Origin of the sequence: Streptomyces glaucescens (assembly GCF_000761215.1) — a bacterium.
Classification (GTDB): Bacteria; Actinomycetota; Actinomycetes; order Streptomycetales; family Streptomycetaceae; genus Streptomyces; species Streptomyces glaucescens_B.
Map to the genome: position 1 here is coordinate 5,952,254 of NZ_CP009438.1, position 23,346 is coordinate 5,975,599.

At 74.7% G+C, this 23,346-nt stretch carries 17 protein-coding genes; 11 read left to right on the forward strand and 6 right to left on the reverse strand.

Annotated elements, in window-relative coordinates:
• The first annotated feature begins 90 nt into the window (after positions 1 to 90).
• On the forward strand, positions 91 to 2,268 hold the full coding sequence (gene cyc2, locus SGLAU_RS25745) for a germacradienol/geosmin synthase Cyc2 (RefSeq protein WP_043504863.1): 2,178 nt from the start codon (positions 91 to 93) through the stop codon (positions 2,266 to 2,268).
• 78 nt (positions 2,269 to 2,346) lie between these two features.
• On the opposite strand, the gene SGLAU_RS25750 is transcribed toward cyc2, so the two are convergent.
• Positions 2,347 to 3,084, reverse strand: coding sequence for a glutamine amidotransferase-related protein (locus SGLAU_RS25750; protein WP_043504864.1), 738 nt, complete (start codon positions 3,082 to 3,084; stop codon positions 2,347 to 2,349).
• 87 nt (positions 3,085 to 3,171) lie between these two features.
• Between SGLAU_RS25750 and SGLAU_RS25755 the strand changes: the two genes are divergently transcribed.
• The 4 genes from SGLAU_RS25755 (at position 3,172) to SGLAU_RS25770 (ending at position 7,315) form a co-directional block, all read left to right on the forward strand.
• Positions 3,172 to 4,038 (forward strand): LysR family transcriptional regulator, encoded by an 867-nt coding sequence (locus SGLAU_RS25755; RefSeq protein ID WP_043504865.1) that lies wholly within the window; start codon positions 3,172 to 3,174, stop codon positions 4,036 to 4,038.
• 72 nt (positions 4,039 to 4,110) lie between these two features.
• Positions 4,111 to 4,722, forward strand: a complete 612-nt coding sequence (locus SGLAU_RS25760) for a PDZ domain-containing protein (RefSeq protein ID WP_043504867.1) — start codon at positions 4,111 to 4,113, stop codon at positions 4,720 to 4,722.
• A 464-nt stretch (positions 4,723 to 5,186) separates the two neighbouring features.
• Positions 5,187 to 6,317: an aminopeptidase P family protein gene (locus SGLAU_RS25765; protein ID WP_043504868.1), complete on the forward strand. Its 1,131-nt coding sequence runs from the start codon at positions 5,187 to 5,189 to the stop codon at positions 6,315 to 6,317.
• Positions 6,318 to 6,370: 53 nt separating this feature from the next.
• A complete protein-coding gene (locus SGLAU_RS25770) occupies positions 6,371 to 7,315 on the forward strand; it encodes an aminoglycoside phosphotransferase family protein (RefSeq protein WP_043504869.1) in 945 nt (314 codons plus the stop codon).
• Between the two features lie 97 nt (positions 7,316 to 7,412).
• Here the strand turns inward: SGLAU_RS25770 and treZ are convergent, their stop codons facing one another.
• Positions 7,413 to 9,158 carry a malto-oligosyltrehalose trehalohydrolase gene (gene treZ / locus SGLAU_RS25775; protein WP_043504870.1) on the reverse strand — a complete coding sequence of 582 codons (1,746 nt, stop codon included), beginning with the start codon at positions 9,156 to 9,158 and terminating at the stop codon, positions 7,413 to 7,415.
• Between the two features lie 173 nt (positions 9,159 to 9,331).
• Between treZ and SGLAU_RS25780 the strand changes: the two genes are divergently transcribed.
• Positions 9,332 to 9,883 carry a DUF1707 and FHA domain-containing protein gene (locus tag SGLAU_RS25780; RefSeq protein WP_043504871.1) on the forward strand — a complete coding sequence of 184 codons (552 nt, stop codon included), beginning with the start codon at positions 9,332 to 9,334 and terminating at the stop codon, positions 9,881 to 9,883.
• A gap of 308 nt (positions 9,884 to 10,191) precedes the next feature.
• Positions 10,192 to 10,677 carry an SSI family serine proteinase inhibitor gene (locus SGLAU_RS25785; RefSeq protein WP_052413888.1) on the forward strand — a complete coding sequence of 162 codons (486 nt, stop codon included), beginning with the start codon at positions 10,192 to 10,194 and terminating at the stop codon, positions 10,675 to 10,677.
• Positions 10,678 to 10,786: 109 nt separating this feature from the next.
• Here SGLAU_RS25785 and SGLAU_RS25790 read toward each other — a convergent pair whose 3' ends face one another.
• The 3 genes from SGLAU_RS25790 to glgX all read right to left on the reverse strand — a co-directional run bounded on the left by SGLAU_RS25790 (position 10,787) and on the right by glgX (position 17,704).
• The gene (locus SGLAU_RS25790; protein ID WP_043504874.1) at positions 10,787 to 12,034 is read right to left on the reverse strand and encodes a M14 family zinc carboxypeptidase; all 1,248 of its coding nucleotides are present in this window, start codon (positions 12,032 to 12,034) and stop codon (positions 10,787 to 10,789) included.
• A gap of 813 nt (positions 12,035 to 12,847) precedes the next feature.
• The gene (gene treY, locus SGLAU_RS25795; protein WP_043504875.1) at positions 12,848 to 15,199 is read right to left on the reverse strand and encodes a malto-oligosyltrehalose synthase; all 2,352 of its coding nucleotides are present in this window, start codon (positions 15,197 to 15,199) and stop codon (positions 12,848 to 12,850) included.
• A gap of 387 nt (positions 15,200 to 15,586) precedes the next feature.
• A complete protein-coding gene (gene glgX / locus SGLAU_RS25800) occupies positions 15,587 to 17,704 on the reverse strand; it encodes a glycogen debranching protein GlgX (protein ID WP_043504876.1) in 2,118 nt (705 codons plus the stop codon).
• Positions 17,705 to 17,892: 188 nt separating this feature from the next.
• Here glgX and SGLAU_RS25805 point away from each other — a divergent pair, with 188 nt between their 5' ends.
• The 4 genes from SGLAU_RS25805 to SGLAU_RS25820 all read left to right on the forward strand — a co-directional run bounded on the left by SGLAU_RS25805 (position 17,893) and on the right by SGLAU_RS25820 (position 22,327).
• Complete coding sequence (locus SGLAU_RS25805) at positions 17,893 to 18,723, forward strand: hypothetical protein (protein WP_043504878.1); 831 nt, start codon at positions 17,893 to 17,895, stop codon at positions 18,721 to 18,723.
• A 78-nt stretch (positions 18,724 to 18,801) separates the two neighbouring features.
• On the forward strand, positions 18,802 to 20,121 hold the full coding sequence (locus SGLAU_RS25810) for a copper amine oxidase (protein ID WP_043504879.1): 1,320 nt from the start codon (positions 18,802 to 18,804) through the stop codon (positions 20,119 to 20,121).
• A gap of 113 nt (positions 20,122 to 20,234) precedes the next feature.
• A complete protein-coding gene (locus tag SGLAU_RS25815) occupies positions 20,235 to 21,476 on the forward strand; it encodes an SAV2148 family HEPN domain-containing protein (protein ID WP_043504880.1) in 1,242 nt (413 codons plus the stop codon).
• Positions 21,477 to 21,604: 128 nt separating this feature from the next.
• Positions 21,605 to 22,327, forward strand: a complete 723-nt coding sequence (locus tag SGLAU_RS25820) for a 3'-5' exonuclease (RefSeq protein ID WP_043504881.1) — start codon at positions 21,605 to 21,607, stop codon at positions 22,325 to 22,327.
• A gap of 30 nt (positions 22,328 to 22,357) precedes the next feature.
• On the opposite strand, the gene SGLAU_RS25825 is transcribed toward SGLAU_RS25820, so the two are convergent.
• Complete coding sequence (locus tag SGLAU_RS25825) at positions 22,358 to 23,221, reverse strand: phosphotransferase enzyme family protein (protein ID WP_043504882.1); 864 nt, start codon at positions 23,219 to 23,221, stop codon at positions 22,358 to 22,360.
• Between the last annotated feature and the right edge of the window lie 125 nt (positions 23,222 to 23,346).

Genomic DNA, 23,346 nt, shown 5'->3' on the forward strand with positions numbered 1-23,346 from the left:
CGAACTCCCGCACCACCCGTGATTCACGCGATGGTGTGATCATGTGCGTCCCGGTGGATGCCCCGGCGGACACGGGGGTAGGGCCCGGCCATGACGCAGCCGTTCGAACTCCCGCACTTCTACATGCCGTATCCCGCGCGGCTGAACCCGCACCTCGACACCGCACGCGCCCACTCCACCGCGTGGGCGCGCGAGATGGGCATGCTGGAGGGGTCCGGGATCTGGGAGCAGGCCGACCTCGACGCGCACGACTACGGCCTGCTCTGCGCCTACACCCACCCCGACTGCGACGCGGAAGCGCTCGCGCTCATCACCGACTGGTACGTGTGGGTGTTCTTCTTCGACGACCACTTCCTGGAGACGTTCAAGCGCAGCCAGGACCGCGCGGGCGGCAAGGCCTACCTGGACCGGCTGCCGCTGTTCATGCCGCTTGAGCCGGGCACCCCCGTGCCCGAGCCGCGGAACCCGGTCGAGGCGGGCCTCGCCGACCTGTGGGCGCGCACCGTGCCGTCGATGTCGGCCGGCTGGCGCCGCCGCTTCGCCGTCGCCACCGAGCACCTGCTGAACGAGTCCCTGTGGGAGCTGTCCAACATCAACGAGGGGCGGATCGCCAACCCCGTCGAGTACATCGAGATGCGCCGCAAGGTCGGCGGCGCCCCCTGGTCCGCGGGGCTGGTGGAGTACGCGACCGCCGAGGTGCCCGCGTCCGTCGCCGGCACCCGGCCGCTGCGGGTGCTGATGGAGACGTTCTCGGACGCCGTGCACCTGCGCAACGACCTCTTCTCCTACCAGCGGGAGGTCGAGGAGGAGGGCGAGAACAGCAACGGCGTCCTCGTGCTGGAGACCTTCTTCGGCTGCACCACCCAGGAGGCCGCCGACACCGTCAACGACGTCCTCAGCTCCCGGCTCCACCAGTTCGAGCACACCGCGTTGACCGAAGTGCCCGCGCTCGCCTTGGAGAAGGGGCTCACCCCGGCCGAGGTCGCGGCGGTGGCCGCCTACACCAAGGGCTTGCAGGACTGGCAGTCCGGCGGCCACGAGTGGCACCTGCGCTCCAGCCGCTACATGAACGAGAACGCCGTCGCCCCGGGCGGGCCGGGCCCCGGCGTGCTGGGCACCTCGGCGACCGACGTGCGCGCGCTGCTCGCCTCCACGGGCGCCCGGCGGCTGCGGGCCTGGACGCACCGGCCGTTCCAGAAGGTCGGCCCGTCCCGCATCCCCGACATCCGCATGCCCTACCCGCTCCGGCTGAACGCCGGCCTGGACGGCGCGCGGGCCCGGCTGCTGCCGTGGACGCGGAAGATGGGCATGCTCAGCGAGGGCGTCTGGGACGAGGACAAACTCGCCGCCTACGACCTCGCGCTGTGCTCCGCCGGGCTGGACCCGGACGGCTCCGAGACGGCCCTCGACCTCAGCGCGCAGTGGCTGGCCTTCGGCACCTACGGCGACGACTACTACCCGCTGGTCTACGGGCACCGCCGCGACCTCGCCGCCGCCCGGCTCACCACCGAGCGCCTGTCGGCCTGCATGCCGCTCGCCGGCGAGGAGCCGATCGTCCCCGTCAACGCCATGGAGCGCAGCCTCATCGACCTGTGGGGGCGCACCACCGCCGGCATGGACGAGGAGTCCCGCCGTGGCCTGAAGAACGCCGTGGACGTGATGACGCGGTCCTGGGTGTGGGAGGTGTCGAACCAGCTCCAGCACCGCATCCCCGACCCCGTCGACTACCTGGAGATGCGCCGCGCCACCTTCGGCTCCGACATGACCATGAGCCTGTGCCGCATGGGCCACGGCCCCTCGGTCCCGCCGGAGGTCTACCGCAGCGGGCCGGTCCGCTCCTTGGAGAACGCGGCCATGGACTTCGCCTGCCTCCTCAACGACGTGTTCTCCTACCAGAAGGAGATCGAGTACGAGGGCGAGATCCACAACGCGGTGCTGGTCGTGCAGAACTTCTTCGGCATCGACTACCCGGCCGCCCTGGACATCGTCGGCGACCTGCTGAACCAGCGCATGGAACAGTTCGAGCACGTGCTCGCCACCGAGATCCCCGTGGTGTGCGAGGACTTCTCCCTCTCGGCCGAGGCGCGGGCCGGACTGGACTCGTACGTCGTCGCGCTGCAGAACTGGATGGCGGGCATCCTCAACTGGCACCGCTCGGTGAACCGCTACAAGCCCGAGTGGCTGGCGAGCCGCGCCCACGCCTTCCTCCCGGACCGCGCCCCCGCCGTGCCGGTCCCCAGGGCCCCGGCCCCCGCGTGGACCGGCTGACGCGGCGTCCGCGGTGATCCCCCGAGGCGGTCGGGTGGTCAGGCGGTCGGGCGGTCAGGCGGTCGGGTGGTCGGGCGGTCAGGTGGCCGGGCGGTCCGCCCGCCCGGCGGCGTGCCCGGCCGCGGCTCGGGCCAGTGCCCGGATCACCGGGTGCGGGTCCGAGCCGTCGCCGGACAGTTCCGGCTGGAAGAGCGTCGCCAGGTAGAAGGGGTGTCCCGGCAGTTCGGCGATGCGGACGGCGCCGCTCTCGTCGTGGCCGGAGAACCGCAGCCCGTGCGCGCGCAGCGTGCCGAGGTGCCGGGAGGGCCCGTAGGCGCAGGAGTAGCGCTCGACCGTGCGCTCGGCGCCCAGGAGGGAGTGCGCCAGGGACCCCGGCTCCAGCCGTACGGCGGCCTCGTGACCGACCAGCGAGCAGGCGAGCGGCTCGATCAGGAAGTCGTCCGCGTCCGGGTCGTTCTCGGCGTGCGCGGCACCGGTCAGTCCGCACACCGCGCGGGCGAACTCCAGCAGCGCGTGCTGGAACCCGCCGCAGGTGCCGAGGAACGGGATGCCCTCCTCCCGCGCGGTGCGGATGGCGGCGAGCACGCCCGCCTCGCTGCGGTACGGGCTGCCGGGCACCACCCAGACCGCGTCGAACCCGCGCACCGCCCCGTCGGCTTCGGCGTCCCCGGAGGGGATCCAGTACGGGTCGAGGACGAGCCGGTCGCGCTCGGCGAGCGCGTCCAGCAGCCGCGGGATCCGGGAGTGCGAGACGACGTGGGGGGAGCGGTCGCCGACCAGGGCGACCCGCGCGGTACGAGGTGCGGTCCGTGTCATGCGTGCATCCTCCGCGCGGCCTCGGGTTCACGTCCAACGATGATCTCTGCATCATCGATCAGCGCCGCTGATGAGAGGCTGGCCCGCATGGACCCGCACCTGCTGCGCACCTACGTCACCGTCGCCCGCCTCGCCTCCTTCTCGGCGGCCGCGCGGGAACTCGGCTACACCCAGTCCGCGGTGTCCCAGCACATCGCCGCCCTCGAACAGGACCTCGGCGCGCCCCTGCTCACCCGCCGCCCCGTGGCCCCCACCGCGGCCGGTGAACGGCTCCTCGAACACGCGGGCCCGCTGCTGCTCCGCCTCGACGCGGCCCGCGCGGACGTGGCACGGATCGCCGCCGCGCCCGCACCCGGGCTGGACCTCGCGGCCTGCCCGACCGCACTCGCGCCCCGCGTCCTCGCCGCCCTCCCGGCGGCCGGAGTCACCCTGCGGGCACTGCCCCGGGCCGAGGTGCCCGCGGCCGTCGCCACCGGCGTCGCGGACCTCGGCCTGGTCGACGGCCTGGCCGCGCCGAGCGACCCGCTGCGGCTGCCCGACGTGGCGCCGCTGACCACCGAGGGCGTCGGCGAGGAGCCGGTCTGCGTGCTGCTGCCCGCCACCCACCCGCTCGCCCGGCGCACCGGGCTGCGCCTGGACGACCTCGCCGACGCCCGCTGGCTGGACGCCCCCGACGCCGCCCTGCCGCTGGCCCAGTTGCGGGCGGCGGCGGGCGGTCACGGCTTCCGGCCCGCCCTGCGGTACGAGGGCACCGACGTCCGCGGCCTGACCGCGCTGGCCGCCGCCGGGCACGGACTGACCCTGCTGCCGCGCACGGCGGCCGGCTCGGTGCCGGGCGCGGTCGCCGTCCCCCTCGTGGCCCCGGGGCTCGTGCACCGCACGGAGCTGGTGTTCGGCGGATCGCTCCGGGGAGCCGCCGCGGCGCTCGCGGAGGCCCTGCGCGCCCGCGCGTGACCGGTCAGTCTCACTCGTTCGTGGCACGTCGGCGGCCGGTACGCCGGGTAGAGCACCAGCCGGAGGCGATCCATGGAACAGACCGCGTTGCGTCCCAGGCCGCTGCCCGGACAGGAGCCGGGCGGCGGCCGCCCCGGCCGGCCCGCCCGGCGCCCGCAGGCCGGCCGCCGCCGCTGCCGGCGGCTCACGACCCTGCTGCTCGGCCTGCTCGGCCTGCTCACCGGGGCCGCCCTCGTGCTGTCCGGGGTCTGGCTGGGCACCATGGGCGTCACGGTGACCGGGGCGATCAAGCTCGCCGAACTCCCGTGGACGACGGCCCAGCGGGCACCGGGAGCGGCCGCCGAGGGCGGCCCGGGGCCGAAGGCGGGCCGCGAACCGTCCAGGCCGCCCGGATCCCCGGCGCCCTCCCCGCCGGCCGCCGGAGCCGTGCTCGGCGTGACCGTGGTGGACGCCGGGAAGCCCGGCGCCCTGGTGGTCGGGGTGCACACGCCGGGGCCCGGCCACGCGGCCGGCCTGGCCCGCGGCGATGTGCTCCTCACCTTCGACGGCGCCCGGATCGACTCCGCGGCCGACCTGGCCCGTGCGGTCGGGCGGGCCGAGCCGGGTGCGGACGTCACACTGACGGTGCGCCACGAGAGCGGCGCCTACCAGCAGCTCACGGCCGTCCCGGGCCTGGTGACCTGAGCCGCCGGCCGGCGGCGCCCCCCGAGGACCGCGGGACGGCCCCGCACGCGCGAGGCAACGACGAGACCGGCCCGAGCCCCCTGCCGCACCTGCCCGCCACGGCTGGCCTCGTCCCGCGCGGCGTGCGCCGACGGCTGGTGCGGGCCTCCGGCGGCGCCCCTGCCGCTGCCCGGCGTCCGGACGGCGCCGAAGGACCCGGTCCCCTCGCACCCGAGCCCCCTCCGCGCCCCCCTGCCGCACCTGCCCGCCACGGCCGGCCTCGTCCCGCGCGGCGCGCGCCGACGGCTGGTGCGGCTCTCCGGCGGCGTCCCTGCCGCTGCCCGGCGTCCGGACGGCGCCGAAGGGCCGGCCCCCTTGCCGCGGACCGTCCGAAAGTCTCGAAAAGCCCCGTACACCGGCTCGCGCCGCCCCCACGGTCCGGGCAGGATGCTGCCCGTGGTTCCCGCACCCGCCAGGAGGCCCGGATGACCGGCAACAGCACCCCCGCGCCCTTCACCGCCGACGACTACCGGGCCCGCATGGAGCGGGCCACCCGCGCGGCCGCCGACGCGGGACTGGCGGGACTCCTCGTCGCCCCCGGCCCCGACCTCGTGTGGCTCACCGGCTACGCGCCCACCGCCACCACCGAGCGGCTCACCCTGCTCGTCCTCGCCGCGGGAACGGATCCCGTCCTCGTCGTCCCCACCCTCGAGGCCCCGGACGCCGAGAAGGCCGCCGGCGCCCCCGCGCTGACCCTGCGCGACTGGACCGACGGCAAGGACCCCTACGCCGCCACCGCCGCCCTCCTCGACCCGTCCGGCCGCTTCGGGGTCAGCGACAACGCGTGGGCCATGCACCTGCTGGGCCTGCAGAAGGCACTGCCCGGCACCTCCTACGCCTCCCTCACCGAGGCCCTGCCGATGCTCCGCGCGGTGAAGGACGAGGCGGAACTGCGGCTCCTCACGGCGGCGGGCGCCGCCGCCGACGCCGCGTTCGAGGAGATCCGCGGGGCTCCCTTCGCCGGCCGCCGGGAGTCCGAGATCGCCGCGGACCTCGCCGCCCTGCTGCGCCGGTTCGGCCACGAACAGGTCGACTTCACCATCGTCGCCTCCGGCCCCAACGGGGCCAACCCGCACCACGAGGTGGGCGACCGGGTCGTCGAACGCGGAGACATGGTCGTCCTCGACTTCGGCGGCCTCAAGGACGGCTACGGCTCCGACACCTCCCGCACGGTCCACGTCGGCGAACCCACCGACGAGGAACGCCGGGTCCACGACATCGTCCGCGAGGCGCAGGAGGCGGGCTTCCGCGCGGTGCGGCCCGGCGCCGCCTGCCAGGACGTCGACCGGGCCGCCCGCGCGGTCATCACCGACGCCGGGTACGGCGAGTACTTCATCCACCGCACCGGACACGGCATCGGCGTCACCACGCACGAACCGCCGTACATGATCGAGGGCGAGGAACAGCCCCTGGTGCCCGGCATGTGCTTCTCCGTGGAGCCCGGCATCTACCTGCCCGGCCGGTTCGGCGTCCGCATCGAGGACATCGTGACCGTGACCGAGGACGGCGGCCGTCGTTTGAACAACACCCGGCGCGAGATGGTGACGGTGGACTGACCGCGCCCCACGATCCCGTGCCCGTACGCCCCGCACACGACAACGGCCGACCCATGACCCAGGCACCGACACCCACCGCGGACGCCGTCCGCCGGCTGGTCCGCACCCTGCTCAAGGAGGGCGCGGACACCGCGTCCGGCCCCGACGTCCGGCCGGTCGGCAGTGCCGCGGAGCCCACCACCTGGTGGGTCGGCACCCGCCATGTGCTGCGCCTCGCGCCGGACGCCGAGGCGGCCGTGCGCCAGCGCCGCGAACTGCGGGTGCGTGACCTGGTCCGGCCGCACCTCCCGATGGCCGTGCCGGCCAGCGTGGCGCACGGCGAGTGGGCGCCCGGACTCACCTGCACGCTCGACACCAAGATGCCCGGCGGCTCCGGCGAGGAGCACGACGTGTCCGCCCTCGGTGAGGCCGACCTCGCCGGCCTGCTCACCGGCCTGCGCGAGGTGCCGGTGCGGCAGGCCGAGGCGGCGGGCGTACCGCGCACCGCCCCGCGCCCGCTGGAGGCGCTGCGCCGGGCGGCCGGACAGGCCGCCGAACGCCTCGCCGCGGCCGACGAGTTCGACGCGGCACGGCTGCGGCAGCTCACCCCGCCCGCGGCCGGGCAGCTCATCCCGCAGTCCGGCGGCGCCGTCCTGGTCCACCACGGACTCACCGGCGAGCACCTGGTGGTCAGCGCCGACGGGCGGGTGCGCGGAGTGCTCGGCTGGGCCGACACGGTCATCGGCGACCCGGCCGAGGACATCGCCGGGCTCGCCCGCGCCGTCGGCTCGCCCGCCGCCGTCCGCGCCGCCACCCTCGCCGGCTACGGCGCCCGGCCCTGTCTGCGCGGGCTCTGGCTGGCCCGCTGCGACAGCGTCCTGCGCCTCGCCGAAACCCTCTCCGGCCGCCCCGCCGGCCCCCTCACGCTCCTGCGCTCCCAACTCCGCAGGACCTGGGAACCGATCCTGCTCGAACGCGTGACGGACCTCGGAGAGGCCGGCGCGGAGGACACCCCTTAGGGCGGCGTTCGCCCCCGGCGAGGGGGCCGGGGAGCCCGCGGGTCCGCGGGGACTCCTGCCGGGCGTGACCACGGCGCGCCCGCCCGGCAGGGTCGGCTCACGGCTGCGCCAGGACCACGCAGGACTCCCCGGGCAGCCGCAGCCCGCCCTCCGCGTCAGGGGCGTCCACCGGCTCCCACGCGGCCAGCACCTGGGCCGGACGGGAGCCCACCGGGATCGTCGCGGGCTCCGCGGCGAAGTTCACCGCCACGCACACGTCGCCGCGCCGGAAGGCGAGCCAGCGCGCCCGCTCGTCGTAGGCCACCTTGATGTCGCCGAGGTCGGGATCGGTGAGGTCCGGCTGCTGGTGCCGCAGTGCGATGAGGCGGCGGTACCAGGCGAGCACGCGCGCGTGGGGCTCGCGTTCCGGCTCCGACCAGTCCAGGCACGAACGGTCCCGGGTCGCGGGGTCCTGCGGGTCCGGGATGTCCTCCTCGGCCCACCCGTGCGCCGCGAACTCGCGCCGCCTGCCCCGCCGTACCGCCTCCGCCAGTTCGGGATCGGTGTGGTCGGTGAAGAACTGCCAGGGCGTGCCCGCCGCCCACTCCTCGCCCATGAACAGCATCGGGGTGAACGGCCCGGTCAGGGTGAGCGTGGCGGCGCAGGCCAGCAGCCCGGGGGAGAGGGCGGCGGACAGCCGGTCGCCCTGGGCCCGGTTGCCGATCTGGTCGTGGGTCTGGCTGTAGCCGAGCAGCCGGTGCGCGGCGACCCGAGTGCGGTCGAGGGGGCGCCCATGGTGCCGGCCGCGGAAGCTGGAGTAGGTGCCGTCGTGGAAGAACCCTCCGGTCAGCGTCTTGGCGAGGGCATACAGGGGGGCGCGCGCGAAGTCCGCGTAATAGCCCTGCGACTCGCCCGTCAGCGCGGTGTGCAGGGCATGGTGGAAGTCGTCGTTCCACTGTGCCTGGAGCCCGAGACCGCCCTCCGCGCGCGCGGTGATCGTGCGCGGATCGTTCAGCTCCGACTCGGCGATCAGGAACAGCGGCCGGCCGAGGTCGGCGGACAGCCCGTCCACCGCCGCCGACAGCTCCTCCAGGAAGTGGTACGCGCGCGTGTCCACCAGCGCGTGCACCGCGTCCAGCCGCAGCCCGTCGATCCGGTAGTCGCGCAGCCACGCCAGCGCACTGCCGATCAGATAGGCGCGCACCTCGTCCGAGCCCGGCGCGTCCAGGTTCACCGCGGCACCCCACGGCGTGTGGTGCGTCTCGGTGAAGTACGGGCCGAACGCCGGGAGGTAGTTGCCGGACGGGCCGAGGTGGTTGTGGACAACGTCCAGGACCACGCCGAGGCCCAGCTCATGGGCCCGGTCGACGAACCGCTTCAGCCCTTCGGGACCGCCGTACGGCTCGTGCACCGCCCACAGCGAGACCCCCTCGTACCCCCAGCCGTGCCGGCCCGGGAACGGACACAACGGCATCAACTCCACGTGTGTGACGCCCAGTTCGGCCAGGTGGCCGAGCCGCTCGGCCGCCGCGTCCAGGGTGCCCTCCGGCGTGTACGTGCCCACGTGCAGCTCGTAGAGGACCGCCCCCGGCAGCGGGCGCCCCGGCCACTCGGCGCGCCACGCGTACCGCCCGTGGTCGACGACCGCGCTCGGCCCGTCCGGTCCGTCCGGCTGCCGCCGCGACCGCGGGTCCGGCAGGACCGGCCCGTCGTCCACCGCGAAGCCGTACCGCGTGCCGTCCCGCGCCTCCGCCTCGGCGACCCACCACCCCGCGCGTTCCGGATCGCGCTCCATCGCGTGCGTGACGCCCTCGCGATGGAGCGTCACTCGGCCTGCCTGCGGTGCCCACACCTCGAACTGCACGGACGGTTCCCCTTCGTCTGCTCACCGTGATGTAGCCCGTCCATGGTGCGCCAAAAAAGATCAATGCGCTTTTGAATCTTCCCTTTTACGGCAGGTGTCGTCAGATACGCGCGCGTGAGAACCGTTTCTCCGTTTTCTGGACACCCGGGGTTCACTGACCGACAATCACCAGCGTGACGTCGTCCTTCGAGTTCCCGACCTCTCTCCCGCGCCCTTCGGACGCGGAGCGCGACCGTGCGCTGAAGGTCCTGCGGGACGGCGTCGCCATGGGCCGGCTGTCCCACGACACGTTCGTCCGCCGGATGGAACTCGCCCTCGCCGCCCGCCGCTCCGACGAACTGGCCGCGCTCACCGCCGACCTGCCCACCGAGAGCCGCTTCTCGCGGGCGGTGTTCGGCACCGTCGAGGCGGTCTCCGGGTTCTCCGCGCGGCTGCGCCGGGCCTGGCAGGCCGAGCGGCTGCCCAAGCTGCTGCTCCCGCACCCGGCGGTGGGCAGTTCGCTGGGGATCGGCCGCGACCCCGCGAGCGGTCTGCGGCTGACCCATGAAACGGTGTCCCGCAGGCACGCCGAACTGAGCCGCCAGGGCGGCATGTGGATCCTCCGGGACCTCGGCTCCACCAACGGCACCACCGTCAACGGCCGCCGCGTCATCGGCGCCACCGTCGTCCGCGAGGGCGACCAGGTCTCCTTCGGGCAGGTCGGGTTCCGGCTCGCCGCGCACTGAGCGGGCCTCGGACCTTCGGGCCTTCGGCCCCCGGACCGCTTCCGGGCGCCGCCGCAGCAGTCACCGGCAACTCGCCTGCCGTCCGGCCCCTCGCGGCTGCGGCCGATCCGTGAGCGACGGTGCGTACCCCACCCGCGGCAGGTGAACGGCGGCACCCCGGAGGCGGGCCCGGCCGTTCCTCCCGCGCGGGCCCGCCGTCGGCGAGCCGGGGGCGCGGCGTTCGAAACCGGCCGCACGGGGCCCGCCCCGTGCTCCCGTTCGGGTGAGCGGGACTGGGGTTGCGGGCCCGTCGTGCCGATGCACCGGGCATGACGCACATTCTCACAGTGAAGGCCCCCCGGCGCCGGCTGCCGGCGGCGGCCGCCCTGCTCGCCGCGTTCGCCGTGCTCGCCGCCGGGGCGGTGCCCGCGCGGGCGGCGGCCGAGCCGGTCCGGGAGATCGGCACACGGACCTGGCTGCACCTCACCGTCACCCGGGGCGACGTGCTCCGGCCGGGCCTGCGCCCCCTCCGCCCGCCGGTTCACCGCTCCGGTGACACGCGCGACACCCTGCTGCTGTGCGAACCGCCGCAGGGCCACGGCCGGGCCGCCGAGGCATGCGCCCTGCTGGACGCCGCGCACGGCGACATCCGCCGGATCCCGGCGCGGGACGGCATCTGCCCGATGATGTACGCGCCGGTGACCGCCCATGCGCGCGGCATGTGGCAGGGACGGCCGGTCGACTACCGCGAGACGTTCCCGAACGCCTGCTCCATGGAGGCGGTGACCGGGGCGCTGTTCGCGCTCGACGGCTGACGGGAGGCGACGCGGGCGGCGGTGCGCACGGCGGCCCGTGCGCACCGCCGCCGGTGCGCACGGACACAGCTACGCGCGCGTGGGCCGCGGCCGGTCCGGGCACGGGAGCTCACGCCGCCCGCTCGCGCGCGTGCAGCGCCGCCGCGACCACCGTCCGGGACTGGTGCTCGACCTGGTGCTCCAGTGGCACCCAGCGGGCCTGGAACCGGTCGGCGAAGGTCTCGCTCCAGACCGTCACGAGCCGCTCCAGCCGCGGCGCCGCGCGGTCGTCCGCATCGCGCAGCACCCGCAGCAGCATCGCCGCGGCCCGCAGGGGCAGCCGCCGGGCGAACGCGTCCACGCTGCCGACGTACGCCCTCGTGTGGTCCGCGGGAGGCGTGTGCGTCCAGTCCGCGGCCAGCCCCGGCACCAGCTCCAGCACCCACCGGGCGGCCCGCAGCAGCGGCCCGTCCAGGCCCTCCAGCCGCGGCAGCGCCTCGGCCAGCACCTCCTCCACCTCGTACGCGTCCCGCAGCAGCCGGTCCGCCAGCCGGCGGATCGCCGCGGCCGGCGCGGGATGCGGCGCCGGGTCGTCCACCAGATCGCTGGCCCACATCGGCACCTCGACGACCGCGGTGAGGCCCCCGTACCGGTGGGCGTGGTACCAGGTGCTGTGCCGCGCGTCGTCCGGCATGCTCGGGTACGCCACCGCGCCCGGCGCGGGCATCACGTGCACCCCGGGACCGGACGCGGGCCAGCCCGCGGCGTCCGAGGCACCCGTCTCGACCGGGATGTGCAACTCGGCCGCCGACTTCCCGAACGGCTCCGCGAGCCCCGGTATGTCCCGGGTCAGCTGCACCCAGCTGCCGCCCAGGTCCGTGCCGTGCAGGGTCACCTGGAGGTAGGGGCGCAGCTCGTCGATCAGCCCGGTCAGCGCGCGCGTCTCGGGCGGCAGCCGGTCCGGTGGCAGCACGGCGGGCGACCACTCCGGCTGCTCGGGGCCCGCGGGCCGGAAGAACCCGTGGTGGTAGTCCAGCAGGCTGCGCGGCGCCGGTGTGACGTGCAGGCTCGCCCCGTCCGGGTCCGCGCACAGCAGGAAGTGCCACGACGTCCCCGACCGCAGCGTCGGCTCGGACACCACCCGTTCGGCGAGCGCGGCGAGCGTGGAGCCGCCGGCCGGCTCGTTCGCGTGGGCGCCCGCGACGACCAGCACCGCGCGGCGCGCCCGGCCCACCGACAGCAGGTGCAGGGGTCGCCCCGCGCGGGACACCCCCACTTCGCGCAGGGTGCACAAGCCGGGGTGCGCAGCGGCCAACGCGCGCGCGGCGGCGACCAGTTCGGCCACTGTGGGATAGCGCAGCTCCGGCAGGTGACTCACCCCCGTTTGTCCGCCCGGCCTCGCATCCGCAGTACCGCACGGTCGGGAGGCGGTGTCAAGGACGGGCCGGGGAACGTCCCAGGGGGCGCCCGGTCGCGGAGCCGGCGTGCGCGCGGGGGCGCCTGCCCCGGCGCGCACTGCTGGCGCAGCCCCCCCGCCGGGCGAGTGTCAGGAACGCCTCACCGACCGCCTCGGACAGCGTCGGGTGCGCGTGCACGTGCCGGGCCACGCCCCTGGGCACGGTGCGCCATGGAGCCGGTCGTCCAGGGCGAGCGCGTCCTCGACCGGCTCTGTGGCCGGCCCGTATTCGCCGCGCGGACCGCGGTGTGGACCGAGCACGGCTCCACGGCGGTGCGGCTGGCCGCCGCAGGGGCCGGCGTGTGCGCCGTGCCCGCGCACGTCGTTGCGCGGCGCCGTCGGCGAGGACTGCGTGGTGCTCTCACCCGACCCGCCGTGAACCGGCCGCTGGGCGTCTTCTCCCGGGTGCCCCCGACCGGCGTCGCCGAGGCCTTCGTGGACCTCCTGCGGGCCCGCTTCCCCGCCGGTCCTGCCCCCGCACCGCCCACCGCCGTCACCGCCTGCCCGGCCCCGTCCCGCACCGGCGCGCCCCGAACCCGCACACACCGCATCCGCGCCGGCCCCGCGCAGGAACCGACCGCCGCCCCGGCGTGTGCCGCCCTCCCGCCCGCCGGGGCCGGGCGCCGTCCCCACCGGCGCCCAGCCGCCCGCCAGCGGCCCCAGGGGCCGCCCGGAACCTCCCCGACGCCGCGAGGCCCGCCCTCCGGGGGCACGACGCGGCTTCGCGGACACGTCCTAGTCCCCGACCCGTTCCAGCAAGGCCACCGGCAGGGGCTCGAGGAGCTCCTCCACGCGCGCGTACCCGGCGAACTCCCGGCCGGGGCTCAGGACGTCGGCCCAGCGGCCCGGAGGCAGCGCCAGCCAGGTGTCGCGCCAGCCGCCGGCCTCCGCCAGCCGCAGCGACAGGCGGGTCACGGCGGTGACGACCTCTCCGGAGCGGGCGTACGCGAGGACGTGGTCCGCCGCGGGTCCCTCGGCGGACACCGGCGCGTAGGTCGCCGCCTCGCCGAACACCTCAGGCCGCCGCGCCCGCAGCCGCAGCGCCGCCGCCGTCAGCGCTGCCTTGTCGCCGGGCTCCGCGGGCGGGAACCGCACGAGCCGCCGGTTGTCCGGATCGACGAGGGACCGGCACTCGGCCTCCGTGCCCTGGTACACGTCCGGCACGCCCGGCATCGTCAGGTGGACCAGCGTTCCGCCCAGCACATTGGCCCGGACGTGCGGTTCCAGCTCGCGCCGGAGCCGGGCCACCCGCTCGCCGGGCGCCCCGCACGGCCCGGCCGCCACGAACGCCGCCACGGCCTCCTCGTACGCCGGCTGCCGCTCCGTCCAGCTGGTGTGCGTCCCGGCCTCGCGCACATGCTTCAGCAGCGCCTCCCGCACGCGTTCCGGGTCGGCCGGGCCCAGCCCGAAGACGGTCTGCCAGGCCGCCCAGGCGAGTTGTCCGTCCGGTGCGCCCACGTCGGCGCGGCCGACCTCGCGCAGCACCTCGGACCAGCGTTCCGGGCATTCGGTGAGCACCGTCAGCGCCGCCCGCACGTCCGCGCTGCGCTTGGTGTCGTGCGTCGACATGACGGTCCCCGTGACCGGCCAGTCGCGCTGCACGCGCGCACAGTACGCGTGGAACTCGGCGGGCGGCACCGCGGGCCGCCCCGGGTTGCCGCCCACCTCGGTCGCCGACAGCAGCGGCACGTACCGGTAGAACGCGGTGTCCTCGACCGACTTCGCGCGCAGCGCCGACGCCGTCTGCGCGAACCGGGTCCGCAGCTCCAGCCGGTCCGGCCCGTCGCCGTACCGCCCCAGCAGCAGCCCGCGGACGACGTCCACCGCGCCGGCCTCCTCCGGTACGGCGAACGCCGCGCGGGCCCCGGCCGCGTGCTCCTCGGTGACGACCAGCGCCGGGTCCCCGGACTCGTAGGGCCGGTACACCTCCAGCCGGACCAGCAGCTCCCGTAGCGCGGTGCGCAGCGCCCAGGGCGCCCGGTCCCGCAGGGCGGGGTCCTGGGAGGTGGCGCACAGCCGGCTCGCCACCCGGGTCAGCCGGTCGACCTCGGTGGCCAGCTCGTGCTCCAGGACCCGGTACGCCGCCCGCCGCGCGGTGGCCTCCCAGTTCCCGCCCCGGTCGGCCGGCGGGGCCGCGAACCTCCGGTAGCGGGCGAGCAGTTCGGCGGCGCCCGCCGGATCGGTGAAGACCCCGTCGACGTGCCGCAGCGCGTCGTAGCCCGTGGTGCCCGCGACCGGCCAGGCGGCGGGCAGGCGCTCGTCGTCGGAGAGGATCTTCTCCACCACCGTCCAGCGCCCGCCGGTCGCCTCGTGCAGCCGCCGAAGGTAGCCGTCGGGGTCGGCGAGCCCGTCCGGGTGGTCGACGCGCAGTCCGTCCACCACCCCCTCGTGCAGCAGCCGCAGCAGCGTGGCGTGCGTGGCGTCGAAGACCTCCGGGTCCTCCACCCGCACCCCGATCAGTTCGGAGATGCTGAAGAACCGCCGGTAGTTGAGTTCGGTCCGGGCCAGCCGCCACCACACGGGCCGGTACCACTGCGCGTCCAGCAGCTGCGGCAGCGGCAGGTCCTCGGTGCCCTCCCGGAGCGGGAACACCTGGTCGTGGTAGCGCAGCACGTCGCCGTCCGCCCTCAGGTGCTCCAGCTCCGTGCCGAGCGGATGTCCGAGCACCGGCAGCAGCACCTGCCCGCCCTGCGCGTCCCAGTCGATGTCGAACCACCGCGCGTACGCCGACTTCGGGCCCTCCCGCAGCACCTCCCACAGGGCCCGGTTGTGCCGCGGGGCCATCGCCATGTGGTTCGGCACGATGTCGACCACGAGACCGAGACCGTGCTCCCGGGCGGTGCGGGACAGCGCGCGCAGCCCCTCCTCGCCGCCCAGTTCCTCGCGCACGCGCGCGTGGTCCACGACGTCGTAGCCGTGCAGCGATCCGGGGACGGCCTCCAGGACGGGGGACAGGTGCAGGTGCGAGACGCCGAGCGAGGCCAGGTAGGGCACGGCAGCCGCGGCGGCCCCGAACGGGAATTCGGGCTGCAGCTGAAGGCGGTACGTGGCCGTGGGCGCCGTGGGGTCAGATCGCTCAGGGGTCATGAAGGGTAGGTACCCGCCCCGCCGCCTTTCGTGTCACCGCGGCCTGCCCGCACACCCGCGCGCGTGGCCGGTTTCGGGCGATGGGAAGCACCGGGTTGCGCCGCGCCCCGGAGACCTGTCGGGTGCGCCCGCACGGCGCGGTGACTTCACCACCGCACCGCCGCCGCGCCGGACGGGTCCACCCGGGGGCTCCGGTCACCCGGGGCTCCGACCGCCCACGGGCCTCCACCCACGGGCCTTCACCCGCGGGACCGGCTGCCCGGCGGGCCCGGTCGCGCGCGGACCCCGCCCGCCCGCAGGCCCGCCCGCCCGCGGGCCCGGCCGGCGGGGCCCACGCGCGCGTGCCGCGAGCGCTGCTTCGGGCACGCGCGCGTTCCCGGGCAGCGCCTACGCGGGCCGCTGGAGCACCGTCAGGCTGCGGTCGACCAGCCGCAGCCGCTCCCCGGCCGCCACCTTCGCTCCGGTGCCCGGCATCACCCCGTCCGGCTGGGCGGTGTCGACGACGACCTGCCACTGGCGGCCGTGGTCGACGGGCACCACGAAGTCCAGCGCCTTGGGGGAGGCGTTGAACATCAGCAGGAAGGAGTCGTCGGCGATGCGCTCCCCGCGCGGGCCCGGTTCGGAGATCGCGTTGCCGTTGAGGAACACCGTCAGGGCCGAGGCCTGCGCCGATTCCCAGTCCCGCTGGGTCATCTCCCGGCCCTCGGGGGTGAACCAGGCGATGTCGGACAGGTCGTCGTGCGTGCCCCGCACCGGCCGGCCGTGGAAGAAGCGCCGGCGCCGGAAGACGGGGTGGTCCTTGCGCAGCCACACCATCGCCCGGGTGAAGTCGAGCATCTCCTGCGGCAGCCCCTCGCCGTCCGGCCAGGCCACCCAGGACAGCTCGCTGTCCTGGCAGTAGGCGTTGTTGTTGCCGTGCTGGGTGCGGGCGAACTCGTCACCGTGGCTGATCATCGGCACACCCTGGGACAGCATGAGCGTGGCGATGAAGTTGCGCATCTGCCGGGCCCGCAGTTCCAGCACGGCGGGGTCGTCGGTCTCCCCCTCCGCGCCGCAGTTCCAGGACCGGTTGTGGCTCTCGCCGTCGCGGTTGTCCTCCCCGTTGGCCTCGTTGTGCTTCTCGTTGTACGCGACCAGGTCGTGCAGGGTGAAGCCGTCGTGGCAGGTGACGAAGTTGATGGAGGCCAGCGGCCGCCGCCCGTCGTCCTGGTACAGGTCGGACGAGCCGGTCAGCCGGGAGGCGAACTCCGCCAGGGTGCGCGGCTCGCCCCTCCACAGGTCCCGCACGGTGTCCCGGTACTTGCCGTTCCACTCGGTCCACAGCGGCGGGAAGTTGCCCACCTGGTAACCGCCCTCGCCGACGTCCCACGGTTCGGCGATCAGCTTCACCTGGGACACCACCGGGTCCTGCTGCACCAGGTCGAAGAACGACGACAGCCGGTCGACCTCGTGGAACTGCCGGGCCAGGGTCGCGGCGAGGTCGAAGCGGAAGCCGTCGACGTGCATCTCGGTGACCCAGTACCGCAGCGAGTCCATGATGAGCTGGAGCACGTGCGGGGAGCGCATCAGCAGGGAGTTGCCGGTGCCCGTGGTGTCCATGTAGTAGCGGGGATCGTCCGCGAGCCGGTAGTACTGCGGGTTGTCCAGTCCCCGGAAGGACAGCGTGGGGCCCAGGTGGTTGCCCTCGGCGGTGTGGTTGTAGACCACGTCGAGGATGACCTCGATGCCCGCCTCGTGCAGGGCGCGGACCGCCGACTTGAACTCCAGCACCTGCTGTCCGCGGTCGCCCCAGGAGGCGTACGCGTTGTGCGGGGCGAAGAAGCCGATGGTGTTGTAGCCCCAGTAGTTGTTCAGGCCCATGTCCACCAGCCGGTGGTCGTTGACGAACTGGTGTACGGGCATCAGCTCCAGAGCCGTCACCCCCAGTTCGGTGAGGTGTTCGATCACCGCCGGGTGGGCCAGTGCGGCATAGGTGCCGCGCAGCTCCTCCGGCAGCCCCGGATGGCGCATGGTCAGGCCCTTCACATGCGCCTCGTAGATCACCGTCTTGTGGTACTCGGTGCGCGGGCGCCGGTCGTCGCCCCAGTCGAAGTACGGGTTCACCACCACCGAGGTCATGGTGTGCGGGGCGGAGTCGAGATCGTTGCGCCGGTCGGGCGCGCCGAAGTGGTACCCGTACACCTCCTCGCCCCAGTCGACCGCCCCGCTGATCGCACGGGCGTACGGGTCGAGCAGCAGTTTCGCGGAGTTGCAGCGCAGTCCGCGTTCCGGCGCGTAAGGGCCGTGCACGCGGTAGCCGTACCGCTGCCCGGGCATCACACCGGGCACGTACGCGTGCCGCACGAAAGCGTCACTCTCCCGTAGTTCCACCGCCGTCTCCGAGCCGTCGTCGTGCAGCAGACACAGCTCTACTCGGTCCGCGGCCTCCGTGAAGACCGCGAAGTTCGTTCCGGCGCCGTCGTACGTGGCACCGAGGGGATACGCCTCTCCAGGCCAGACCTGCATGGATACGACTCTTTCAGGTGTGCCGCGCGGCTGGGGGTGCCTTGGCCCCGAGTCTCCTTCGAAAGTGAGGGAACCTCCCCACCCCTCCTTCCCTCTTACCGGCCGACCAGTGCATACCGCGGTATGCCGAATCGAGCGGGGCAACAACGTACGTACTCCCACGCACACGGGGGGAGCAGGGGGACGATGTGCGCGAGACAGTGCGCCGCCACCTGGGCAAGGTGGTGGCCGGAACGGGGATCGCGGTCGCGGGAACCGCGCTGATGGTGGGGATCACCCTGCCGGGCACGGCCGGGGCGGACGACTCGGCCGGGGGGCCGGGCACCGCCGGCGCCGCCGGACGGACGCCTCCCGGGCGGTCACCGGACGGCTCGGCGGGACAGGCGGTCGAGCCGGGCGTCGTGGCCGAGGCCCCGCCCGAGGGGGAGCGGGGCCTCGGCCGGGACCCGCTCACCGACGACGAGATCGAGCGGGTGGCCGGCATCGCCCTGAACCAGCGGCTGATCCGGTCGAGCGAGGACGTCGAAGGGGAGCGGGGCCCGCAGCGGCTCGGCATCGACCTCGCCGAGCCGGAGGCCGACGAGGTCGACGCGGCGGACGCGCCCCGGCGCGCCGACGTCACCTTCTACGACTACCGGGACGACACCCTCGTCACCCGGACCGTCAACCTGGACACGGGCAAGGTGGAGCGGACCCTGACCCGGCGCGGCGTCCAGCCGCCCCTGAGCCGGGCCGAGGACGCGGAGGCCGCCGAGATCCTGCTCGCCGACCCGCTGAGCGCGGGCCTGAAGGCCGACTACGAGGACGCCACCGGCAGGGAACTCACCTCAGCGGACCAGCTCGCGGTGACCAGCATGGTCTACGGGTCCGTCCCGGGTGCCCAGCCCGCGGCCCTCGACAAGTGCGGGGAACACCGCTGCGCGCGCCTGTTCCCGAAGGTCGTCAACGGGCCCTGGATCGACGCCCGGCACCTGGTGATCGATCTGAGCGCCCGCAAGGTCGCCCGGCTCGACCGCTGACCGCGCGGCCGGCCGTGACCGCGCCGCCCTCAACACCAACCTTCCCCACCAGCACCCACGCAGAGGAGTCACTCGCTCATGCGTCTCGACAGATTCCGCCGCGCCCGCGCGCGGACGGCCATGGCGCTCGCCGTGGCCGGGCTGGCGGCGGGCGCCACGGCCGGAGCGGGACCGGCCGCCGCCCAGCCGAAGGCGGCCCCCGCCCCGGCCCCCGACTGCAGCGCCGCCTACCGCATCGAGCAGAAGCTCGCCAACGGCACCACCTGGCGGATGTGCTGGCGGCACGAGAGCAAGGCCGGGATCGTCCTGCAGCACATCTCCTACCAGCCGCCCGGCGAGACCCGCCCGATCAAGGTCCTGAACAGCGCCAAGCTCGGCCAGATCCACGTGCCGTACGACGACGGCTCGGAGGAGTACGAGGACCTGACCACCTACCGGTTCGGCGACGGCCTGGTGAACCTGGCGCCCGGCGAGTGCCCGGGAGGCACCATACGGACCGTCAAGGTCCGTGAGCCCAGCTACTCCGACAGCACCGACGTCAAGGGGCTGTGCACCACCACGCGCGCGCGTGGGCACGCCTACCGCATGCTCACCGATCCCCTGGACGGCAGCGCCCGCAAGCTCTACCAGAAGCAGGGCAAGGACCTGCTCGTCTACGCGGTCAACAAGGTGAGCTGGTACGAGTACATCACCGAGTGGCGCTTCCAGGACGACGGCACCGTGCACATGAACGTCGGCGCCACCGGCAGCCTCGCGCCCCAGGACTACGACGCCGCCGACGGCCAGGGCTGGCCCATCGGCAAGGGCCCGAAGGCCAGGGCCCTCAGCCACAGCCACAACGTCTTCTGGCGGCTGCACTTCGGCCTCGACGGCTCCTCCAAGGGCCGCATCGAGCAGTACGACTCCAAGGTCACCCCGCCCGCCCCGGGCAAGCCGGCGCCCAGCAACCGGACCACCCGCACCCAGGTGACCAGGGAACTGGCGGGCGACGCGCGGAACATGCGCTGGTGGCGCGTGGTCAGCGCCACCGGCAAGAACAAGGACGGGCACGCGCGGTCGTACGAGCTGGTGCCCGGCGCCACCGCCAAGTACCCGGGCCGCGGCTTCTCCCGGCACGACGTGTACTTCACCCAGTACGACAAGTGCGAGCAGTACGCCAGCGGCAACCCGGGATGCCCGAGCGGCCACCCGAAATCCGTGGACAAGTGGGTCGGCGGCCAGACCCTGACCAACCCGGTGGTCTGGGTGAACGTCGGCTTCCACCACATCGCCCGGGACGAGGACCAGCAGCCCATGCCGGTCCACTGGCAGGGTTTCTCGCTCGCACCGCGGGACGTCACCGCTATGAATCCGCTCACTCCGAAGGAACTGGCGGGCGCGAACGGCCAACTCGACTAGGGAGGTTGACGTACCGACCCGGTCCATCGGGCTGCACCGCCGACCGCTCCCGGAGTACCCTTCCTTGATCGTTGACAAGGGTGTGGTGCCCGGAAGCGGAAGGCGGTGCGCGGGTGGGCTCGGGAGGGCTGGAGCTGCCCCCTGGTGACGAGGGTCGCGAGGGGAACTCCGCGGACGTCCCGCCCGGCGCGGTGTCCCTGGCCAGGCCGATGGAGACCAACTCCATCGGCCCGGAACTGGAGTGGGACGCCGACGCCTGGCGCGAGGTGCGCACCCGCGCCCAGCGGGCCGGCCGGGCCTACATCTGGCTGAACCTGGTGGAACAGCGCCTGCGCGCGGTCGTGGCCGCGGTCCTGCGCCCCATCTACGAACCCGTGCACGGTGACGACTGGGTGGTCGCCGCCGCCGGACCGGCCGGCCAGGAATGGGTGCAGCGCGCGGTGGCGGTGCGCGAGGTCAGCCGCCGCAAGGGCTATCTGCTCGACCCGGCCGACGACAACGTCCTCAGCTTCCTCACCCTCCCGCAGCTGCGGGAGCTGATGGTGCAGCACTGGCCGTGCTTCGAGCCGTACGTCGACGAGCGCCGGGACGTCGAACTCGCCCTGGACGAGCTGGAGGTCACCCGCAACGTCGTCTCCCGCAACCGGGCCCTGTCCGAGGCCGTGCTGCGCCAGGCCGAGCGGGCCTCGGCGCGGCTGCTGGAGATCCTGGGCGCGGGCGGCGACGTGCCGTCGGCGCGCCGGCTGCCCGTCGACGCGGTCGAGGACCTGGTCGGCGACCGGTACGCGGACGTGGTGGCCGTGCACCCGGACCGGGTGCGGCTGCTGCGCCAGTTCCCGGCCGAGGACCTCTTCGGCAACGCCCGCCGCCTCGACGCCATCGGCATCGGTCTCAACCTGCTCGTGCAGAACTTCTCCGGGCGGCGGCTGGTCCGCCTCGCCGAGGCCGGCTGCCGGGTGCGGCTGCTCTTCCTCAACCCGGCCTCCAGCGCGGTCAAGCGGCGCGAGCGCGAACTGGGCATCAAGCGCGGCGAGCTGAGCCGGGCCGTGGAGATGAACATCCTGCACATGCGCCGGGTCCGGGCCCGGCTGCGCGACCCCGGCGCGTTCGAGATCCAGGTGTTCGACGAGACCCCGCGCTTCACCGCCTACCTCGTCGACGGGGACGGCTCCGACGGCATCGCGGTCGTGCAGTCCTATCTGCGCCGCACCCGCGGCATGGAGGCACCGGTGCTGGTGCTGCGGGGCGGCAGCCGGGTGGTCCGGGCGGACCAGCCGGACGGGGAGGGCGGTCTCTTCCCCACCTACCGGGAGGAGTTCGAACTGGCCTGGGCGGATTCGCGTCCCGTGTCCTGAATGTCGCGAGTGGTGGGACATGCCGCCGTTGCGATCCCGGTAAGCGGAGTGCGGGCCACCGATTGTCAGTGGCGCATGCGAGGGTGGAGGCCACTGGGGGAAAGCACCACCGAGGAGGGGGACCACCCATGGGCTGGCACCGGGAGCTGCTGACCGGCTTCGACCTGGAGACGACCGGGACGGATCCGCACACGGCGCGCATCGTCACCGCCGCCGTCATCGAGGTCAGGGACGGGCAGCCCCTGGGCCGCAGGGAATGGCTGGCGGACCCGGGGATCGAGATCCCGGCCGACGCCGTCGCCGTGCACGGCATCAGCAACGAGCGCGCCGCCGCCGACGGGCTCCCCGCCGGCCGGGTCGCGGACGCCGTCGCCGACGTCCTGGCGGGGTACTGGAAGGCGGGAGTCCCGGTCGTCGCCTACAACGCCTCCTTCGACCTCACCCTGCTCTCCGCCGAGCTGCGGCGGCACGGCCTGCCGTCCCTGCGCGACCGCCTCGGCGGCCAGGACCCGGCTCCCGTCGTCGACCCGTACACCATCGACCGCCGCGCCGACCGCTACCGCCGCGGCAAGCGCACCCTGGAAGCCGTGTGCACGGAGTACGGCATAGCCCTCGACTCGGCCCACGACGCCTGCGCCGACGCCCTCGCCGCCGCCCGGCTGGCCTGCGCGATAGCCGGCCGCCACCCCAAGATCGCGGCCCTCGGCCCGGCGGAGCTGCACCGCCGCCAGATCGAGTGGTACGCCGAGTGGGCGGCGGACTTCCAGGCCTTCCTGCGCCGCAAGGGGGACCCGGCGGCGGTGGTCGACGGCACCTGGCCCGTGCGGGAGCTCACGGACGAGCGGGTCTGACCCCGCCGCGCGGACACGGGCGACCGCACCTCAGAACGGGTACCAGCGCACCGTCTCGTCCCCGTCCCGCAGCGACGCCACCCGCCGCTCGAACTCGGCCAGCGCCTTCGGATTGCCCGGCGCGTGCTGGGCCACCCAGGCGCAGCTCGCCGTCTCCCGGGCGCCGCGCAGCACCGCACAGCCCTCCCAGGCGCGCACGTCCCAGCCGTAGGTCCCGGTGAAGGCGTCGTACGCCTCGGCGGGCAGGCCGTAGCGGTCGCGGGAGAGCGCCATCACCACCAGGTCGTGCTCGCGCAGGTCGGCGGAGAAGGTCTCCAGATCCACCAGGACCGGCCCGTCGGGACCGATGTGCACATTGCGGGGCAGCGCGTCGCCGTGGATCGGCCCGGGCGGCAACTGCGGGGTGAGGGCCGCGGCAGCCGCCGCGAAGCCGTCCCGCCGCTCACGCAGATACGCCGCGTCGGCGGGGGCGATCGCCCCGCCGGCCAGCCGCAGCCAGCGCTCCACGCCGCCCAGCAGGTCGCGCGGCGGCAGGGCGAAGGGAGGAGAGGGCAGTGCGTGGACGATCCGCAGCAGTGCGGCGAGATCCCGCGGCTGCGCGGGCCGTACCGGATCGGGCAGCCGGTGCCACACCGTCACCGGGTGCCCCTCGACCAGCAGCGGCTCCGGCTCGGCCGCCCGGACCGCGGGGACACCGGCCTCCGCCAGCCATCCCGCGACGGCCAGCTCGCGCCGGGCGCGCTCCAGCAGTTCGGCGTCGCGGCCCACCTTGACGACCAGGTCACCGGAGGCGAACACCGCGTTCTCGCCCAGCGCGAGCAGGCGGGCCTCCCGCGCCGCGCCGGGCAGGACCCCCGCACCGGCCAGTACGTCCCGCGCCCGTGCCTCGTCCATCGTCCGCCTCCGTCTTCCGTCGTCTTGTTCCGCGTCGTCCGCCGTCCTCCGCCGCCCTCCGCCGTCTCGCGCCGTCGAGCCGGGGTGGCCGGTTCTCGCCATCACCGGTCAGTCTCGCATCCGCA